An 18848-nucleotide genomic window follows, 5' to 3' on the forward strand; every position below is an offset into this window, starting at 1 on the left:
TATGGGAACCGGAAGTTCTGGTGCCGGGGATTCTATGTCGATACAGTAGGCAGAAATAAGAAACAAATACAAGAATATATTAAGAATCAGCTGAGAGAAGACTACATGGGTGATCAGTTAACATTATTCGAAGAACATGACCCTTTTACTGGTGAGAAAAATAAGAAGAAATAAGGAAATTCTTTAGAATTAGTGAGTGAATGTGGTGCAGACGGGAAACCCTTTCAGTGGGCCTTTAAGGCCAAGGCCGGTAAGAGAGGCTTTCAGCCGCAGAACAAACCACCAGTTCACACTGGTGGTTTTGATTAAAAGATAAGAAAGGAAATTCGATGAAGTCTCGCGCAAGCAGCCTAGCCGCTCGAGGTTGCTTCTGCCTGTCAATGGTTGCCCAAAACCTGGCAACACACAGATAGGCCTTCAGCACTTGTCGAGGCTAAACGAGGCGCTTGCGCTTTTCTTCATTCATGAGATAATAAGGACAAACTATGGAAAAATGATTGGTTTTCAATGATTGATCAGTTGTCAGAGAGGAGCTAGTCAAGTGATTGAAATTGGTTCAACGATTTTTTTAGAGATAAATGATACAAAAGAAGAGAAGGAGAAGATTTTACATTTTCGGTGTCGTTTAGTTGATCGTGATAAAGATATCTTTTTGATTGATTATCCGATTAATCAAGAAACAGATAAACCAAGCTTCTTTTTTGATGGGACCGAATTTCGTGCTTGGTTTATGGGGAAAGACGAAGCGGTATATGCATTTGATACGGAAATTGTCGGTAGAAGAAAAAGCAATATACCGATGCTTATGTTGAAAGATCCTGGAAAAGAAAGGTATATGAGAATCCAACGTCGTGACTATGTACGAGTAGAGGCTACGGTTGATGCGGCATTACATCCATTGAATCAAGAGTTCTCTCCATTTACTTCTGTTTCAATTGATCTTAGTGGAGGTGGGTGTGCAGTCGTCATTCCTCATGGAAAATCGTTGCCGAAACAAGGGAAATTGATGATATGGCTTGTTTTGCCAATGCAGACAGGTGATCTCTCTTATGTAAAGGCCGCATGTAAAATCATTCGAGTGTTTAAAAATCGTCCTGGAGCGAGAGAACGAGTATCGTTGCAGTTTTTAAACATAGAAGAGCATGAGCGTCAAAAAATTATTCGATATTGTTTTGAAAGACAATTGATTCTTCGTCGAAAGCAGCAGGAATTAATGTAAATATTGGTAGTGAATAGATTGATGATTCTAAACCTTTCGTTAGACCGACATGTTAGAGTATGATAATATGATAATGAGAACAATTGTAAACAAATGCGATTGTTTGGATTGTATACGAGGTGTAATTGTAAATGAACAACAAGATGCAAATTGCTATTGATGGACCTGCTGGAGCAGGTAAGAGTACTGTTGCGAAGTTAGTGGCTGAGAAATTATCGTTTTTGTACATTGATACAGGAGCGATGTACCGGGCGTTGACGTATGCGGCATTGCAGAGAAAAGTGAACCTTCAAGATGGGAATCTATTAAAAGAATTATTAGATACGATTGTCATTCGACTAGCTCATACACAAAATGGATTCCAAGTTTTCCTTAATGATGAAGATGTAACAGAGCAAATTAGATCAGCGGATGTCACATCGAATGTTTCACTTGTATCAAGTCATGAGCCTGTACGTCTGGAAATGGTTGAACGTCAGCGGCAGCTAGCGGAAAATGGACGAACAGTCTTAGATGGTAGAGATATTGGTACATATGTATTGCCAGATGCTGAGGTTAAAATCTTTTTGACTGCGTCAGTGGATGAACGAGCTAAGCGTAGACATGAGGAGCTGCTAGCAAAGGGTATCGCTTCAGATTTTGATCAATTAAAGAAAGATATCGCCCATCGTGATCAGTTGGATTCAACGCGAGCATTTGCGCCTTTAAAAAAAGCGAGTGATGCAGTTGAGATAGATTCAACAACTCTTTCTATTCAAGATGTTGTTCTTGCTATTATTGATATCGTAAAGGAGAGAGCAAGATAACATGGGTATATATCAAATCGGTCAATTTGTCTGTAGAACATTCCTATCTAGCTCTTATAAGGTGGAGATCGTTGGAGAAGAAAACATTCCAACTGAAGGTGGAGTCATTCTTTGTTGTAACCATATTAGCAATTTTGATCCACCTTTGCTCGGTGCTTATATTAAACGTCCTATTCATTATATGGCGAAGCAGGAATTATTCGAGAAGCCAATATTGAAATCATTACTTCCGAAATTAGGTGCTTTTCCTGTACGTAGAGGTATGAGTGATAAGCAGGCATTACGTACAGCGATGAACTATTTGAAAGATGGTCATATGATTGGATTGTTTCCTGAAGGAACAAGAAGTAAAGACGGAGTTCTTGGAAAAGGGTTAGCAGGAGCTGGTTTTTTTGCCCTCCGTACGGAAGCAACAGTTATTCCTTGTGCGATAATTGGACCATATAAGCGTTCGAAACCATTAAAGCTTGTATACGGGAAACCAATTGATTTCTCCCAATTAAGAGAAGAGAAGGCTTCGGCAGATGAAGCAACTGAGTATATTATGAAACATATTGGACTTCTTATGGAGGAACATAAAAACTAAACGATGTTGCTAAATTTCTTTCGCAAGAGTGAAAGATGTTTAAAATATTAGTCAGATACCGCGACTAGGCTGCGGAGATTGAAGGAGGCAAAAGTCAATGGTCGAAGAAATGAACAATGAAGTGACAGAAATGAAGTCCTTTGCTGTAGGTGAAGTTGTGACAGGCAAGGTGACAAAAGTCGAAGATAAACAAGCGTTTGTTGATGTCGGTTTTAAAGTGGATGGCATTGTTCCAATTAGTGAACTATCTAGTTTACATGTGGAAAAGGTAAGTGATGTTCTTTCAGTTGACGATGAGCTTGAGTTTAAGGTTCTTAAAGTAGAGGACGATGAGCTTATCCTTTCAAAGCGTGCGGTGCAAGCAGAGAAAGCATGGGATGATCTTGAGCAAGCTTTTGAGTCTGGTCGCATCATTGAAACAGTAGTAGCAGATGTGGTCAAAGGTGGATTAGTAGTCGATTTAGGTGTACGCGGATTCATTCCAGCATCACTTGTTGAACGTCATTTTGTAGAAGATTTTTCTGATTACAAAGGTCGTACAGTCCGCTTGAAGGTTGCTGAAATCGATCGAGAAAATAACAAGTTGATTTTATCTCAACGTGCTGTTTTAGACGAAGAAGTTAACTTGAAAAAGAAAGATGTTCTTCAATCATTAAAATCAGGTGATATTGTTGAAGGGAAGGTTCAGCGTTTAACAGATTTCGGTGCTTTCGTTGATGTAGGTGGGGTTGATGGCCTTGTCCATATTTCCCAACTTGCTCACCATCGTGTAGATAAGCCATCTGATGTGGTTAAAGAAGGTGACGTTGTCAACGTAAAAGTGCTCTCTGTTGATGCAGATAGCGAACGAATTTCTTTATCAATTAAAGAAACATTACCTGGACCTTGGGAAGAATTTTCTGGGCAGGTTTCAGTTGGAGATGTATTAGAAGGAACGGTTCGCCGTCTAGTTTCATTCGGTGCTTTTGTTGAAGTCGCACCAGGTGTTGAAGGCTTAGTACACATTTCTCAAATTGCGAATCGCCATATTGGGACACCTTCAGAAGTTTTATCAGAGGGTGAAAAGGTTGAAGTGAAAGTTCTTGATGTAAATATTGAAGAGAAGCGTATTTCCTTAAGTATTCGTGAGTTACTTGAAGATGATAATGGAGAAAGTGATTATCAGGCATATGAATCGTCAAAAGACGATGAGCCAAGTGGATTCTCGCTTGGTGACATGATTGGGGATCAATTAAAGAAATATAAAAATTAGTAATAGGTGATAAATGGTGAGCAGAGCAGCTAGGAAACTGGATCATATTAATCATGCTCTTTTAACGGGACAAGAGCGTACTCATGGATTTCAGGATGTTAAGTTTATTCATAATAGTATCCCTGAAACGAATGTGGATTCAATCTCTCTCACATCGCAAATCGGCGAACTTACTTTAAGTTCGCCGATTTTTATCAATGCGATGACTGGTGGAGGCGGAATTCAAACAGAGAAAATAAACCGTGAGCTTGCAGAAGTGGCACAAGAGACTGGTGTTGGCATGGCGGTTGGTTCACAAATGGCTGCACTAAAAGAAAGTGAACAGCTATCAAGCTATCAAGTTGTTCGAAAAGCCCATCCAAATGGCATCATCTTTGCTAATCTTGGTAGTGAGGCAACAGTTGATCAAGCGAAAAAAGCGGTGGACATGATTGAAGCAAATGCCCTGCAAATTCACGTGAACGTCATTCAAGAGCTGGTCATGCCAGAAGGTGATCGTGATTTTACTGGAACATGCAATCGAATCGAAGCAATTGTAAAAGAGTTAGAGGTTCCTGTCGTTGTAAAAGAAGTAGGCTATGGGATGAGTGCAAGAACAGTTGAGATACTCGGATCTCTTGGCGTTTCGATTGTGGATATTGGTGGTTTTGGTGGAACCAATTTTTCAAAAATTGAAAATGAACGCAGGCATCGTCGTCTCGATTTTTTCGATGATTGGGGGATTACAACGACATGCTCGATTTTGGAAGCTAGCGAAGCGAACGCAGATGTAGATATCATTGCTTCTGGTGGCATGCAATCAGCGCTCGATTTAGCCAAGGCAATTGCGATGGGAGCATCAGCAGGTGGATTTGCAGGGTATTTCTTAAAACAAATGATTGACCATGGCCAAGAAGGTCTTATTGAAGAAATCAAAGCGATTCAAACAGATTTACGGTATATCATGACCGCATTACAATCAAATACGGTACTAGCATTACGCGAAGTGCCTCTCGTTATTTCTGGAGAAACATACCATTGGGCAAGTCAACGAGGTTTTGATGTTTCAAAACTCAGTCAACGCTTTTAATTTATAAGAATGTTAATAAGTAGGCTAACTTTTTTATAAAGTCAGCCTACTTTATTATGTTTTTGATTTATGGCTTTTGTTGCCGTCTTGCTTCCTCAGAGGATTGGAGCTTTGCCGATCCTCCGTACTCTAAACTTTGATCTCGATCAGATTCAACTCTCCTTGAGTGCTTTAACTTTTTTTCTTGTCGATCCTTTCCCACTATATCATCCTCCTTTAGGTTATTAGCTTTTTTTGCTCCCACTTACTTTCATTTTTAGTATTCCATTAGTAAGAGACTATATGTATGAAAGGATTAAAATTGTGTTCCTTCGTCGATACTGATGATGGAGGTGAATGGTTTGGATGGTATGTTTATTTATTGGTTTGGTTGGGGGATGTGGATTGTTATTAGCTTTTTTTGGGGGAAAACAAAACAACGCTTATGTTATGCGATTGCGATACTTGTCTTTCTTTCTCTTCTACCATATAAAATAGAATTTTCTACGATATCGATTTCAATTGTTTTTTTGGCATTATCATTCTATTTATGTTGGTGCATAAGGCGATATTCTAATTTGAAGTTATTGTATTTTTTATTCGCATCGTGGACGATAGGAGCTGCCTATAGTGCTTTTCATTTGGTGCTGATCATTGATCCTGTTATTCAGTTATTCGATGCAAGGTGGATGAGTGCTTGTATCGTTTCTGTTTTAGCTTTTATTTTAGGTACTCAATTAAGGAATCGCTTCGTTTTAGTTTTATTTGGTCTCGTTCAAGGTGATTATGTGCTCAGTTTGGCCATTAAGCGTCTTTTACACTTGCAGTATGAAATCGGTAGCTTGTCTTTCTTTGATACGATGTCGATTGTTGCCCTTTTCTTTGGAGTGGTGTGGCTAATGCATTATGTAAGTTATTGGATAAGTAAGGCAATGCCTAATAGAGATACGATTCCTTTTAAACAAAGCTCATAGGCAAGGTGTAGAGTACAAGAGTCGGTTCAATCTAAGAGAAGTAGTCGACAAGATTAGATAAATCAAGTAATATGAATAAGTTACAGTAAAAGAGGATATTTTTCTCTTTACCAGAGATCATTCAAAGCATGTTGTTAGATGATAGGAAAACGTTTCAGCGAAGCACCTACATTTGTAGGCGCAAATTTACATAGAAAGGTTGTGACGCTATGACAAAGCCAGTAGTTGCCATAGTCGGACGTCCGAATGTTGGGAAGTCAACGATTTTTAATCGAATTGTAGGAGAAAGAGTTGCCATTGTAGAAGATATGCCAGGAGTAACGAGAGATCGTTTATATGGTAAAGGAGAATGGTTAAACCGTGATTTTAATTTAATTGATACAGGTGGGATCGAGCTAGGAGATGAACCGCTTTTAGTACAAATGCGCGAGCAAGCAGAACTTGCAATCAAAGAAGCAGACGTAATCATTTTTATTGTGAACGGTCGTGAAGGCATTACCGCAGCGGATCAAGAAGTAGGAAAGCTATTATTCCGTTCAGATAAGCCAGTTGTACTTGGTGTTAATAAAGTAGATAATCCTGAAATGCAGGAACAACTTTATGAATTTTATTCATTAGGAATAGGAGAACCGTATCCAATTTCTGGTTCTCATGGCCTTGGACTCGGAGATATGTTGGATGAAGTGATTAAGCATTTTCCTGAAGACGTTGAAGATCCGTATGATGAAGACACAATTCGCATATCATTAATTGGACGTCCGAATGTTGGTAAATCCTCGCTCGTTAATGCGATGCTAGGAGAAGAGCGAGTCATTGTTAGTAACATTCCAGGAACGACTCGTGATGCGATAGATACAGCATTTACTCGTGATGATCAAGATTTTGTTCTCATTGATACAGCAGGTATGCGTAAGCGTGGAAAAGTGTATGAAAGCACCGAGAAATATAGTGTGCTTCGTTCTCTTAAGGCGATTGAACGTTCAAATGTTGTTCTTGTTGTGATTAATGCGGAAGAGGGACTTATTGAACAAGATAAGAAAATTGCTGGATATGCTCATGAAGCTGGTCGCGCGGTCATCCTTGTTGTGAATAAATGGGACGCGATTGAAAAAGATGATAAAACGATGCAAAACTTTGAACAAAAGTTACGTGATGAGTTCTTATTTCTAAGCTACGCGCCGATTCTATTTGTCTCAGCGAAAACGAAGCAACGCTTACAGCATGTGTTACCAATGGTGAAAAAAGTTTCGGAAAATCATCATTTACGTGTGCCGACAAATGTATTAAATGATTTGATTATGGATGCAGTGGCGATGAATCCAACGCCGACAGATAAGGGTAAGCGTCTTCGAATTAACTATGTGACACAAGTAGCAGTTGAGCCACCAACTTTTGTCTTTTTCGTCAATGAACCTGAATTAATGCATTTTTCTTATCAACGATTCTTAGAAAATCGCTTGCGAGCTACCTTTGATTTTGAAGGTACACCGATTAAAATCATTGCTAGAAAGAAAAATGATTAAAGGGAGAGAGTGAGATGGGGGAAGGAATGCTGTTCATTGCACTCATTTTTACCATTATAATTGGCTATTTACTTGGATCGATTAGTTTTAGCTATATCATTGCAAAGAAAATCAAAAAAGTTGATATTCGTCAGCATGGTAGTGGAAATGCTGGTGCGACTAATACACTTCGGGTACTTGGAGTAGGGCCAGCTATCGCTGTGCTTGCTCTTGACATTTTAAAGGGGATCGCTTCTGTATGGATCGGTGTATTATTTGCGGCAGATAATACCGGGTTATTTCCTGCACTTGCCGGCTTTGCTGCGATATTAGGGCATAACTGGCCTGTGTATTATGGTTTTCGTGGTGGGAAAGGTGTTGCGACAACGATTGGTGTATTAGCGACCTTAGTTTTCTTCCCAGCCCTTTTTGCGGGTATTATTGCTATTATTAGTATTATTTTAACTCGTTATGTTTCATTAGGTTCTTTATTATTTACTTTACTAACGGTAGTATTTACATTTTTCCTCGTGGATCAATTTGGTTATCCGTTTATCTACGTTTACTTAACGTTCATTGTTGCTTGTTTATCTTTTTGGAAGCATCGGGCCAATCTTACCCGTTTGTTCAATGGTACAGAAAGTAAGATTGGAAAGAAAGCATAATAAGCCCATTCCGTTAGAAAGGAGTGACTCTTTTGAGTAAAATTGCTGTAATAGGAGCTGGAAGCTGGGGAACTGCTTTGGCGATGGTATTAGCTGATAATGGCCATCAAGTTCATTTATGGGCAAGGCGTAAGGAACAAATTGAAGAAATAAATGACTCTCATACAAACTCTCAATATTTACCTGGCGTCGTGCTGCCAGAATCGATTGTTGGCTGTCACGATATGAAGGCCGCAGTGAGTGATGCAGAGACGATTCTTCTCGTTGTACCGACAAAGGCGGTCCGTGAAACGGTCAAGCAATTAATAAATGTGATTTCACAGCCTGTGACGATTATCCATGCTAGTAAAGGAATTGAACCTGGAACTCATAAACGGATTTCAGAAATGATCGAAGAAGAATTTAACGGCGCTCATTCTTTGCGTAACGTGGTCGTTTTATCTGGACCAAGTCATGCGGAAGAGGTTAGCCTTAGACAGCCAACTACTGTTACAGTTTCTTCCAAAAGTCATCATGCGTCTGAATTAGCACAGGATTTGTTTATGAATCAACATTTTCGTGTCTATACGAATGCGGATTTGGTCGGAGTTGAAATTGGTGGGGCACTAAAAAATATTATCGCACTTGTGTGTGGCTTAACAAATGGTCTTGGCATGAGAGATAATACAAAAGCAGCAATTATGACGAGGGGTCTGGCAGAGATTGCACGTCTCGGTGTTAAACTCGGTGCTAATCCTCTCACATTTGCTGGCCTATCAGGTTTAGGTGATTTAATTGTCACTTGTACGAGTATCCATTCACGAAACTTTCGCGCGGGTCAGATGATCGGACAAGGAAAATCACTTGATGAAGTGCTTGAATCAATGGGAATGGTAGTCGAAGGAATCCGTACAACAAAAGCAGCTCATGAGCTTGCGACAAAACTGAATGTCGATATGCCAATAACGGCCTCCCTTCATGCTGTATTATTTGCTGGCTTGCATCCTAAAGAAGCAACAGAAGAGCTTATGGGTCGAGTAAAAAAGCATGAAGTCGAACAACTTTCATCTGATTTATTAGGCGGAAGCAATATAAGCAACTAATCGGTTGTATAGACGATGGATGAAGCATGCACCTTCTTCATTTTCACAGCATACGATATGGTGAAATGACGAATGAGGGAGGGTGAATTATGGTTCAAAGAAATGACTCATCGTTTATGGATCACATTCAAAAAAAGACAAGTATAAGACCAGACGAAATATTAAAGCTGGCTAACTCTGTCAGTAACGCTAATTTAAAAGATGAAGCGACGTTAAGACAGCTTATCGCTCAAGTTTCAAAGCTTGCTAATACACCTGTTTCAAAAGAAAAAGAAGACCAAATCGTTCAAGCGATTATTAAGAACAACATGCCAATGGACTTTGCTTCTCTTGCTAAAATGTTCAATAAAAAATAGTTATGCGTAGGCCATTGCCAAAGCGCGTTTGCGCCTTTTGCATATAAATATAAGGTACGAACATTAAAATAGGGCTGGAAAAACGAAGGGTTCGTCAAAGTTGGAAAAGTGTGCCCCCACTTTTCCAACTTTTTTAATTTGAATCTTAATAAAAAAATTATGATCGTTTTTGTGACCGTTTTAAGCTAGTATGCCATAAAGAATTTTTCGTGTGCTATAATACGATTGAGTGTAAGAAGGAGTGATCAAAATGTCTCAAGCGTTACTGAATATGTGGATTTCTTTTTTTGCTCTTGCGCTAATGTTTGTGTCAGCGGGGGCAGCTATTTTTAGCCGTGAAAAATTAAAAGGATGGATACAAAAAATCGTTTTAGCTTTTTCGTTTGTGTGTCTGCTTGTTTCTGGAGTCATTGTATTTCTTATTGTGATTGGCGGACCAACAGCTACGATGTAAGTGCTTGGAGGAAAATATGATGTTAAAATGGAATGCGTTAATTGGCTTTATCTTGATGAGTCTGATTTTAAGTGGTTGTCTTTTTCCAAATGAGGAGCTTGCTGAAAATCGCATCGCTTATCCTGATCAGCTTCAGGCTGTTCAACAAGCCGTTGAACAGTTTCAAATGGATACAGGTGTTTTGCCGATTAGGACTTTTGATGAGACAACCTCTTTTTATCAAAGATATGTCATTGATTTCAATCAATTGATTCCTAGATATATGCAACAGCCACCAGGTACGGCTTTTGAAAACGGTGGGGTGTTTCAATATGTGCTAGTAAATGTTGAAGAATCTCCTGAAGTAAAAGTCATTGATTTAACGACACAACGGGCTATTCAACAATTTCAACAGCGTCTCAATGATTATATGCGTGAAAATAGATACGCACCAGTGGCGGAAATGCTTGATGTGGGTCTTTTTGAACTTGATTATGAAGCTTTAAACTACAAGGAGCCGCCTACTGTAAGAAGTCCGTATCATGATACGTACCTCCCATTATTATTAACAAATGATGGCGAAATCATTATCGATTATCGGATTGATTTAAATATGATATTACAAGAGGCTGAGCATTCATTTGAAGAAGGAGAGGATATCCGGCCCCTTCTCTACGAAAATACACCATTTGTACCGAATCGAAGTGTACCGTATGTGATTGATGAAAACGGAGAACCGACATATGCGATGGAGCTCCGAAAAAATTAACCAGAAATCGATGATAAAAGTGGTCTAATGCCTCTTCCGAATTGATATACATATCAAAGGAAGGGGCATATTTTTTGTAACACCCCTTCTCGGTAGTTGAAACGAGAATCGTCTTATTTTCGTGTAGAAGTGAATCTTTTTAACTGTTGTCATAAACGTGGGACAACGTCATACATATGATAGTGTCAAACGTTTACGGAAATAAGATAAATCTCAAATCTTTACTCGATCGGGAGGGGATCACGTGGAAAAGGTTGATATTTTCAAGGATATCGCTGAGCGTACTGGCGGTGATATTTATCTTGGTGTCGTTGGTGCGGTACGGACAGGAAAATCAACGTTTATCAAAAAATTTATGGAGCTTGTTGTCCTACCTAATATCGAAAATGAAGCCGACAAAGCAAGAGCACAGGATGAATTACCACAAAGTGCGGCTGGAAAAACCATAATGACAACGGAACCGAAGTTTGTCCCGAATCAAGCTGTTTCGATTCATGTTGATGAGGGGTTAGATGTTAATATTCGATTAGTAGATTGTGTTGGTTACGCTGTTCCAGGAGCAAAAGGATATGAAGATGAGCATGGTCCGAGAATGATTAATACTCCTTGGTATGAAGAGCCAATTCCATTCCAGGAAGCAGCTGAAATTGGGACACGTAAAGTGATTCAAGAACATTCTACACTCGGGGTTGTCGTAACAACAGATGGTTCGATCGGTGAAATCCCGCGTTATGATTATGTTGAATCGGAAGGACGTGTTGTCGAAGAATTAAAAGAAGTTGGCAAGCCGTTTATTATGATTGTTAACAGTGTAAGACCTCATCATCCAGATACTGAAAAATTGCGTCGTCAGCTATCGGATGAACATGACATTCCTGTTCTTGCGATGAGCATTGAAAGCATGACAGATCAGGATATTAACAATGTTCTTCGTGAAGTATTGTTTGAATTCCCTGTTCATGAAGTGAATGTGAACTTACCTAGCTGGGTAATGGTGTTAAGAGAAGAGCATTGGTTGCGCCAAAGCTATGAAGAATCTGTACGGGAAACAGTAAAGGATATTAAACGACTTCGCGATGTCGATCGTGTCGTTGGACAATTTTTTGAATATGAATTTATCGATGATGCACGTTTAGCTGGCATTGAAATGGGTCAAGGAATTGCAGAAATTGACCTTTATGCTCCAGATGATTTATATGATCAAGTATTAAAAGAAGTTGTTGGGGTTGAGATTAGAGGGAAAGATCATTTGCTGCAGTTGATGCAAGATTTTGCCTATGCAAAGGCAGAATACGATCAGGTAGCAGAAGCATTAAGAATGGTCAAACAGACAGGTTATGGGATTGCTGCCCCTGCCTTATCTGATATGAGTCTTGATGAACCAGAAATTATTCGCCAAGGTTCCAGATTTGGGGTTCGTTTAAAAGCAGTAGCTCCGTCGATTCATATGATTAAAGTCGATGTCGAATCAGAGTTTGCTCCTATTATTGGTACAGAGAAACAAAGCGAGGAACTTGTGCGTTATTTAATGCAGGACTTTGAAGAGAATCCATTATCTATATGGAATTCAGATATTTTTGGACGTTCTCTTAATTCAATTGTCCGAGAAGGAATCTCAGCCAAGCTTTCACTCATGCCTGAAAATGCTCGCTATAAGCTGAAAGAAACGTTAGAACGAATTATCAATGAAGGCTCAGGTGGTCTAATTGCAATTATATTATAATAAAAGCGAAAGCGCCTCGTCCAGCCGCGACAAGTGCTGGAGGCCTGTCCATGTGTTGCCGGGTTTTAGGCAACCATTTACAGGTAGAAGCAACCTCGAGCGGCTAGGCGCTGTAGCTAGACATCATCAGATTTATTCTTTCTTACCTTTAAGGTATTAAGCTGATTTGCAAAAAGATAGGTTGGATTCTCAATGTTTTAATTTATAGAGAGCTTCCTTTAATCAGGGAAGTTCTTTTTGCTTTTGATTGAAAGATTATGCTAAGATTTTAACGTATACTACTTTAGAAATAAGCTTTGGTGAGCGGAAACAGCTAAATCGTGATAAACTAAAGCAGACTCATACATTTTTATGTGAGGTCGAACGATTGTCATTAAGCATGTATGCTAGAATATAAGGTTGTATGTTCATAACATGTTGTACAAACTGAACAGGAGAGTGGAGAAATGAGTAATCAAAACGAGTTTTTTGTCATTAAAGCGAAGGAAAATGGTGTGAATGTGATTGGTCTAACAAGGGGTTCAGATACTCGCTTTCACCATTCTGAAAAGTTAGATAAAGGGGAAGTAATGATTGCTCAATTTACGGAACATACCTCCGCTGTGAAAATAAGAGGGAAGGCTCTTATACAAACGAGTCACGGAATCATGGATACTGAGGAATAAAAAATTGGAACGGGTATGATTGTAGTATTTTGGTTCATTGTCGGTTAAAACCTATGTTATAATAGATGCGACGTATGACGAATACAACAATGATTGTCGAAATTTGGGGGATGTAAAAATGGTTAGAATCAGTCAGTTTAACGATAAAGTAAATGAGATCAAAAAAAGCTTTTATAGCTTAATTAGACATCCTTATTTGGAATTATACATAGCAGATCCAGAAGTAGATGAAGACAAGCTACGCTTTTTGTATGCGATGTTACATGAGAGTCTACCGAATAAGGAAGCAAAAATGTTTACGATTTCAGCTCTACTTGTCGAAGCTGCACTTAATGTTCATGAGGCAGTATCCCTCCATAAAGTGACAACAGACTCGGTACGTAAAAATCGTCAGCTGACCATTCTTGCAGGGGATTATTATAGTAGTCTCTATTATTATTTACTAGCTGAAAATAAACATTTACCATTGATACGTGTTTTTAGTTCGAGCATTCAAGAAATTAATGAACATAAAATGAATGTCTATGGCTCAGAGAATCTTTCGTACAATGAAGCAGAGCAGAATATAACGTTAATAGAGTCACTTTTAATGCAAAACATCGCATTACACTTTGAACAGTCGAGTTGGAAAGATGTAATTAAGGATTACTTTTACTTGAAACGACTCTTATTTGAAAAGAGTGAGTGGACAGAAGGGAAGACACATCCGATTATTCATGCTATTAAAGAAGAAACTAATCAATCTGATGATATTTCTTGTAAAATTGAGAAGAAGGTTGAAGAAGTGAAGGATCGCTTACTGAAAAGTAGTAAGCTACTTCAGTCATATGAAGGCTTTGTGATTGAACATGTTGATGCATTATTATCGCGTCAACCATTTCAGGAGAAAGTAGCAGAAGAAAGGTGAGCAGGATGACACAAACGAAGGAAGAACGCGTTCATCAAGTATTTGAATCCATTTATAAAAAATATGATGTGATGAATTCTGTGATTAGTTTTCAACGCCATAAAGCATGGCGAAAGGATACAATGAAGAGAATGAACGTTCAAAATGGAGACAAAGCTCTTGATGTGTGCTGCGGAACAGCAGACTGGACGATTGCATTAGCTGAAGCTGTTGGCTCAACAGGGAAGGTTGAAGGGTTGGATTTTAGTAAGAATATGTTGAAAATTGGTGAGCAAAAGGTAGAGGAGCGCGGGCTTCATCAAGTGACATTAAAACATGGGAATGCAATGGAACTTCCTTATGAAGACAATTCATTTGATTATGTAACAATTGGTTTTGGTCTTCGGAATGTTCCTGACTATAACCAAGTATTGCGTGAAATGCACCGTGTTGTGAAGCCTGGTGGAATGGTTGTTTGTTTAGAAACGTCTCAGCCGACGATACCAGTATTTAAGCAGCTGTACTTTTTTTATTTCCGTCGTGTTATGCCTGTGTTTGGGAAGCTGTTTGCAAAGAGTTATGATGAGTATTCATGGTTACAGGAATCAACAATGTCATTTCCAGATCGAGAAAAGCTAGCAAGCATGTTTCATAAAGCAGGATTTACGAATGTGGAAGTGAAGGCCTATTCTGGGGGAGTGGCAGCAATGCACCTCGGAGTGAAGCCGAAGATTAAATAGGGAAGTAGAATTGAGGCAGATATCGTGATTAGAAAGTTAAAAATCATCTTAGAAATGATCAAATTTGAACATACTGTTTTTGCTTTACCATTTGCCTATTTTGGAGCAGTGCTGGGTGCTTTTATTATCGATGGTAGATGGCCAACATTATCGCACTGGATTTGGATAACGGTTGCAATGGTTGGTGCGAGAAGTGCTGCGATGTCATTGAATCGACTCATTGACGAACAAATTGATAAGCATAATCCACGTACTGCGAGCAGAGCGATTCCAGCAGGCTTGATTTCAAAGGTGGAAGTGCTCTTTTTTATTGTTGTTTCATTTGCGCTGTTATTTTATTCAGCATTTATGTTAAATATGTTAGCGGTTTATTTTTTGCCACTTGCGGTCTTTTTTCTTGTTATTTACTCTTATACAAAGCGGTTTACTTGGGCTTGTCATCTTATTCTTGGTATTACAATTGCCATTGCTCCTCTGGGGGGCTGGGTTGGAGCTACAGGAACGTTAACATGGGAAACGATGCTTCTTTTTACCGCGGTTGCTCTTTGGACTGCAGGGTTTGATGTGATTTATGCGACACAAGATGCGGATTATGATCGTGAGAACAATTTATATTCGATTCCAAGTCGTTTTGGGATTCGACGTGCACTGATCATTGCACGCTTTTTACATATAGTTAGTTTCTTAGCCTTTGTTAGCCTATTTTTCCTTACGCCGCTTGGTTGGCTCTACTTAGTTGGTGTCATCATCGCTGGTGGAATTATGGTATATGAACATACCCTCGTTTCAGCTGATGACTTATCTAAAGTTGATGTTGCCTTTTTTACGATGAATGGAATTTTAAGCTTGGTTATGTTCATTTTTACGATTGGAGATGTACTGTTATGAGTACAGAGCGTAAAGGAATATACACAGTGGGAATAACAGGTGCTAGTGGAGGCCTTTACGGCGTTCGACTTGTTCAAGAGCTGTTAAGGCAATCATACAAGGTTCACTTAGTATTGACGGAGGCTGCTTGGCAAGTATTTAGAGAAGAGCTTTTACTTGATATAACAGATCGTGAAACGGTTCTTGCTGATTTATTTGGTGGTTATGAAGGGGAGCTTTTGGTTCATCATCTTCATGACTATACCGCACCGATAGCAAGTGGATCGTATCAGAATGATGGAATGATTATTATTCCTTGTTCAATGGGGACCCTTTCTGGTATTGCAACTGGTGCTTCTGGTAATTTGCTTGAGAGGACTGCTGATGTGATGTTAAAAGAGGGACGGAAGCTTATTTTAGTTCCGAGAGAAACCCCTCTTAATCAGATTCATTTAGAAAATATGCTTCGAGTGACGAAGGTTGGTGCGAAGATTCTTCCTGCCATGCCTGGTTTCTATCATTTACCTAAGACAATGGATGATCTGATCAATTTTCTCGTTGGAAAAGCGCTTGATAGTCTTGGGGTTCGGCATGATCTTTTTACACGTTGGGGGGAAGGACGATGAGCCTTGTCATCGGAGAAATTTCATACACAAACATCTTACCGTTTTTCTACCACTTAGATCGTGATGCTTTAAAAGAAAAACAATGTCATTTTGTTCCGCAAGTACCATCTCAGCTTAATGAAGGAATGGCTGCGGGGCGGATCGATATTGGTGGAATCTCTTCCTTTGCTTATGCAGCCAATGCAAGTGCTTATACATTATTACCAAATTTATCTGTCACTTCATATGGTAAGGTCAATTCTATTTTTCTTTTTTCAAAAGTACCTATGCAAGAAATCAACGGTAAAAATATTGCCCTGACGTCAAGCTCTGCTTCATCGGTGCATTTGTTGAAAATTATTTTGCAGCATTTTTATTCTTTTGAAAATAAGTATACAACAATGGAGCCGGATTTACTGGCAATGCTTCAAGCGAACGATGCTTGCATGTTAATCGGTGATGATGCGATCCGTTCAAAACGTGAACTGCCTGACGGAATGTATGCCTATGATTTAGGACAGCTTTGGTATGAACAGACAGGTTTACCGATGACCTATGCTGTATTTGCTGTTAGAAATCAAGCGATTGCAGAGCAGACTGAGCTAGTTGGAACGGTTTATCATTCATTTTTGAAAAGTAAACAGTTAAGTGAGTCACGAGAATATCAACCAATGGTTGCTGATATTGTTAAGACACATGGTGGAGAGAAGTTATTTTGGGATGAATACTTCAATCAGCTTTGTAATGATTTTGGTGCAGCTGAGCAAAAGGGATTACTCTATTTTTATTCTTTAGCTTATAAAATGGGCTTTTTACCTGAATCAATTACTGAGTTAAATGTATGGGATTCAGTTAGTGTTCAAGCAAAAGCTTGCCAATAAAGGAATTGAATGTTCTAATTAATTGTACTGATAAAAAGATAAACTGACGTGATATGATGAATCGTCGTGATGAAATAAGGTGGACGATATGAAACTAGCTGACATTTATATGAAATTCCAATCGGATATTGCTGTGATTGAAAAAGAACTTGAGGCAACGGTACAAGCAAGACATGACGTGCTCAAGCAAGCCTCAACTCATTTATTAAAAGCAGGTGGAAAACGAATTCGTCCTGTTTTCGTGCTTCTTTCTGCTAAATTTGGACATTACGATATTAATGTTCTTAAGCACGCTGCTGTTCCACTTGAATTAATTCATATGGCTTCTCTTGTTCATGATGATGTAATTGATGATGCCGACCTTCGTCGAGGGAAAAAGACAATAAACTCACAGTGGGATAATAGAGTGGCGATGTATACAGGTGATTATATTTTTGCGAAGGCCGTTGAAACCTCGACCTTCTTTGATAATCCAGAAATTCATCAAATTTTATCAAATGCAATCGTTGAGATGAGTATTGGTGAGATTGAACAAATTCGTGACCAGTATAATTGGGAGCAAAACTTTCGGATTTATTTAAGAAGAATTAAACGAAAAACGGCGTTACTTATTGCGGTTAGTTGCGAATTAGGAGCGCTTGCAGCTGGTGCGGATCGTCATATCCAACGCCAACTTTCCATTTTTGGTTATAACGTTGGAATGTCCTTTCAAATTACCGATGACATCCTTGATTTTGTTGGGACAGAAAAACAATTAGGTAAGCCAGCTGGAGGTGACTTAAGGCAGGGGAATGTAACGCTGCCAGCTCTATATGCCATGCATCACCAACCTGAAGTAAAGTCATTGATTCAAGACATTTTGGGTAATGAATATCCAGAACACGCAGATGTCACGCCAATTCTTGATGCGATAAACAAATCGGGTGGAATTGAGTATTCTCTTTCGATCAGTGATCGTTATTTACAGAAGGCATACCATGCATTAGAATCATTACCAGAGACTGAAGCAAAAACATATTTACTTGAAATTGCTGCTTACATTGGTGAACGTAAATTTTAAAAAAACGACTCCTAGCTGATTTCTATTTTTGTGATTGATTTGTTCACAAAGGATAGAAATCAGCTTTTTATCTAATAAAATTGTTAATAATTGCGTTTTCTATCTAATATTTCACAAATGATATTGTTACTATTTCGAATGTTTGCTATACTAATAGAGGTTTTTTAATACTTAGTTTGATGGGAGCGAATGTCCAAATGGAACGTACATACTTAATGATTAAGCCTGATGGAGTACAACGTAATTTAATTGGAGAAGTTGTTTCACGTTTTGAAAAGAAAGGGTTTACACTTGTAGGTGCAAAATTGATGACGGTTACAAAAGAAATCGCAGAAACACATTATGCTGAACATAAAGAGCGTCCATTTTTCGGTGAACTTGTTGATTTCATTACTTCAGGCCCTGTGTTTGCAATGGTTTGGGAAGGTGAAAATGTGATCTCCACTGCTCGGACGATGATGGGTTCTACAAACCCTGCTGATGCAGCTCCAGGAACTATTCGCGGAGATTTCGGTGTACAAGTAGCAATGAACGTGATTCACGGCTCTGATTCACCAGAAAGTGCTAAGCGTGAAATTGCCATCTTTTTTAACGAAAATGAATTAAACAATTATGAAAAGGCTGTCAGTAAGTGGGTTTAATGAAAGCGATTTAATATGAGAGTGTCTGATTGCTTGTCCTTTTTGGATGAGCAATTTTTTGTTTTATACTATTCTAAGTCATGAAGAT

General features: G+C 38.9%; 22 protein-coding genes and 1 pseudogene. 22 read left to right on the forward strand and 1 reads right to left on the reverse strand.

Going from position 1 to position 18848, the window contains the following annotated elements:
• From IQ10_RS02635 to fni, 6 genes and pseudogenes are all read left to right on the forward strand, one after another.
• A pseudogene (locus tag IQ10_RS02635) lies at positions 1 to 174 on the forward strand (IS200/IS605 family transposase); the annotation flags it as partial.
• A 367-nt stretch (positions 175 to 541) separates the two neighbouring features.
• Positions 542 to 1219: a flagellar brake protein gene (locus IQ10_RS02640; protein ID WP_144448944.1), complete on the forward strand. Its 678-nt coding sequence runs from the start codon at positions 542 to 544 to the stop codon at positions 1217 to 1219.
• A gap of 131 nt (positions 1220 to 1350) precedes the next feature.
• The gene (cmk, locus tag IQ10_RS02645; protein WP_144448945.1) at positions 1351 to 2025 is read left to right on the forward strand and encodes a (d)CMP kinase; all 675 of its coding nucleotides are present in this window, start codon (positions 1351 to 1353) and stop codon (positions 2023 to 2025) included.
• A 1-nt stretch (position 2026) separates the two neighbouring features.
• Positions 2027 to 2611 (forward strand): lysophospholipid acyltransferase family protein, encoded by a 585-nt coding sequence (locus IQ10_RS02650; protein WP_144448946.1) that lies wholly within the window; start codon positions 2027 to 2029, stop codon positions 2609 to 2611.
• A 97-nt stretch (positions 2612 to 2708) separates the two neighbouring features.
• On the forward strand, positions 2709 to 3863 hold the full coding sequence (rpsA, locus tag IQ10_RS02655; protein WP_144448947.1) for a 30S ribosomal protein S1: 1155 nt from the start codon (positions 2709 to 2711) through the stop codon (positions 3861 to 3863).
• A 16-nt stretch (positions 3864 to 3879) separates the two neighbouring features.
• Complete coding sequence (gene fni / locus IQ10_RS02660) at positions 3880 to 4932, forward strand: type 2 isopentenyl-diphosphate Delta-isomerase (RefSeq protein ID WP_144448948.1); 1053 nt, start codon at positions 3880 to 3882, stop codon at positions 4930 to 4932.
• Between the two features lie 67 nt (positions 4933 to 4999).
• On the opposite strand, the gene IQ10_RS02665 is transcribed toward fni, so the two are convergent.
• On the reverse strand, positions 5000 to 5134 hold the full coding sequence (locus IQ10_RS02665; RefSeq protein WP_144448949.1) for a YpzI family protein: 135 nt from the start codon (positions 5132 to 5134) through the stop codon (positions 5000 to 5002).
• Positions 5135 to 5282: 148 nt separating this feature from the next.
• Between IQ10_RS02665 and IQ10_RS02670 the strand changes: the two genes are divergently transcribed.
• The 16 genes from IQ10_RS02670 (at position 5283) to ndk (ending at position 18760) form a co-directional block, all read left to right on the forward strand.
• Complete coding sequence (locus IQ10_RS02670) at positions 5283 to 5885, forward strand: YphA family membrane protein (RefSeq protein WP_437177657.1); 603 nt, start codon at positions 5283 to 5285, stop codon at positions 5883 to 5885.
• A gap of 209 nt (positions 5886 to 6094) precedes the next feature.
• The gene (gene der / locus IQ10_RS02675; protein ID WP_144448951.1) at positions 6095 to 7408 is read left to right on the forward strand and encodes a ribosome biogenesis GTPase Der; all 1314 of its coding nucleotides are present in this window, start codon (positions 6095 to 6097) and stop codon (positions 7406 to 7408) included.
• A 14-nt stretch (positions 7409 to 7422) separates the two neighbouring features.
• On the forward strand, positions 7423 to 8052 hold the full coding sequence (gene plsY, locus IQ10_RS02680; RefSeq protein ID WP_242009696.1) for a glycerol-3-phosphate 1-O-acyltransferase PlsY: 630 nt from the start codon (positions 7423 to 7425) through the stop codon (positions 8050 to 8052).
• 32 nt (positions 8053 to 8084) lie between these two features.
• A complete protein-coding gene (locus tag IQ10_RS02685) occupies positions 8085 to 9134 on the forward strand; it encodes an NAD(P)H-dependent glycerol-3-phosphate dehydrogenase (RefSeq protein ID WP_144448952.1) in 1050 nt (349 codons plus the stop codon).
• A 116-nt stretch (positions 9135 to 9250) separates the two neighbouring features.
• Complete coding sequence (locus IQ10_RS02690; protein ID WP_437177658.1) at positions 9251 to 9490, forward strand: stage VI sporulation protein F; 240 nt, start codon at positions 9251 to 9253, stop codon at positions 9488 to 9490.
• A gap of 250 nt (positions 9491 to 9740) precedes the next feature.
• On the forward strand, positions 9741 to 9944 hold the full coding sequence (locus tag IQ10_RS02695; protein ID WP_144448954.1) for a DUF2768 domain-containing protein: 204 nt from the start codon (positions 9741 to 9743) through the stop codon (positions 9942 to 9944).
• Between the two features lie 19 nt (positions 9945 to 9963).
• A complete protein-coding gene (locus IQ10_RS02700) occupies positions 9964 to 10692 on the forward strand; it encodes a YphF family lipoprotein (RefSeq protein ID WP_144448955.1) in 729 nt (242 codons plus the stop codon).
• Between the two features lie 244 nt (positions 10693 to 10936).
• Complete coding sequence (gene spoIVA / locus IQ10_RS02705; RefSeq protein WP_144448956.1) at positions 10937 to 12415, forward strand: stage IV sporulation protein A; 1479 nt, start codon at positions 10937 to 10939, stop codon at positions 12413 to 12415.
• Between the two features lie 446 nt (positions 12416 to 12861).
• Positions 12862 to 13080 carry a trp RNA-binding attenuation protein MtrB gene (mtrB, locus tag IQ10_RS02710; protein ID WP_144448957.1) on the forward strand — a complete coding sequence of 73 codons (219 nt, stop codon included), beginning with the start codon at positions 12862 to 12864 and terminating at the stop codon, positions 13078 to 13080.
• Between the two features lie 118 nt (positions 13081 to 13198).
• Positions 13199 to 13987 (forward strand): heptaprenyl diphosphate synthase component 1, encoded by a 789-nt coding sequence (locus IQ10_RS02715; RefSeq protein ID WP_144448958.1) that lies wholly within the window; start codon positions 13199 to 13201, stop codon positions 13985 to 13987.
• A gap of 5 nt (positions 13988 to 13992) precedes the next feature.
• Positions 13993 to 14706 carry a demethylmenaquinone methyltransferase gene (locus IQ10_RS02720; protein WP_144448959.1) on the forward strand — a complete coding sequence of 238 codons (714 nt, stop codon included), beginning with the start codon at positions 13993 to 13995 and terminating at the stop codon, positions 14704 to 14706.
• A 21-nt stretch (positions 14707 to 14727) separates the two neighbouring features.
• Positions 14728 to 15594 (forward strand): UbiA-like polyprenyltransferase, encoded by an 867-nt coding sequence (locus IQ10_RS02725; RefSeq protein ID WP_277877938.1) that lies wholly within the window; start codon positions 14728 to 14730, stop codon positions 15592 to 15594.
• Positions 15591 to 16199, forward strand: coding sequence for a UbiX family flavin prenyltransferase (locus IQ10_RS02730; protein WP_144448961.1), 609 nt, complete (start codon positions 15591 to 15593; stop codon positions 16197 to 16199). Before IQ10_RS02725 ends, IQ10_RS02730 begins: the two co-directional genes overlap by 4 nt.
• Positions 16196 to 17059, forward strand: a complete 864-nt coding sequence (locus IQ10_RS02735) for a menaquinone biosynthesis protein (protein ID WP_144448962.1) — start codon at positions 16196 to 16198, stop codon at positions 17057 to 17059. The genes IQ10_RS02730 and IQ10_RS02735 overlap by 4 nt, the downstream gene beginning before the upstream one ends.
• An 88-nt stretch (positions 17060 to 17147) precedes the next feature.
• Entirely contained in the window at positions 17148 to 18119 is a 972-nt protein-coding gene (hepT, locus tag IQ10_RS02740) for a heptaprenyl diphosphate synthase component II (protein ID WP_144448963.1), read from the forward strand.
• A 197-nt stretch (positions 18120 to 18316) separates the two neighbouring features.
• Complete coding sequence (gene ndk / locus IQ10_RS02745) at positions 18317 to 18760, forward strand: nucleoside-diphosphate kinase (RefSeq protein WP_144448964.1); 444 nt, start codon at positions 18317 to 18319, stop codon at positions 18758 to 18760.
• Positions 18761 to 18848: the final 88 nt, after the last annotated feature.

The organism is Halalkalibacter nanhaiisediminis (assembly GCF_007830185.1).
GTDB lineage: Bacteria > Bacillota > Bacilli > Bacillales > Bacillaceae_D > Halalkalibacter > Halalkalibacter nanhaiisediminis.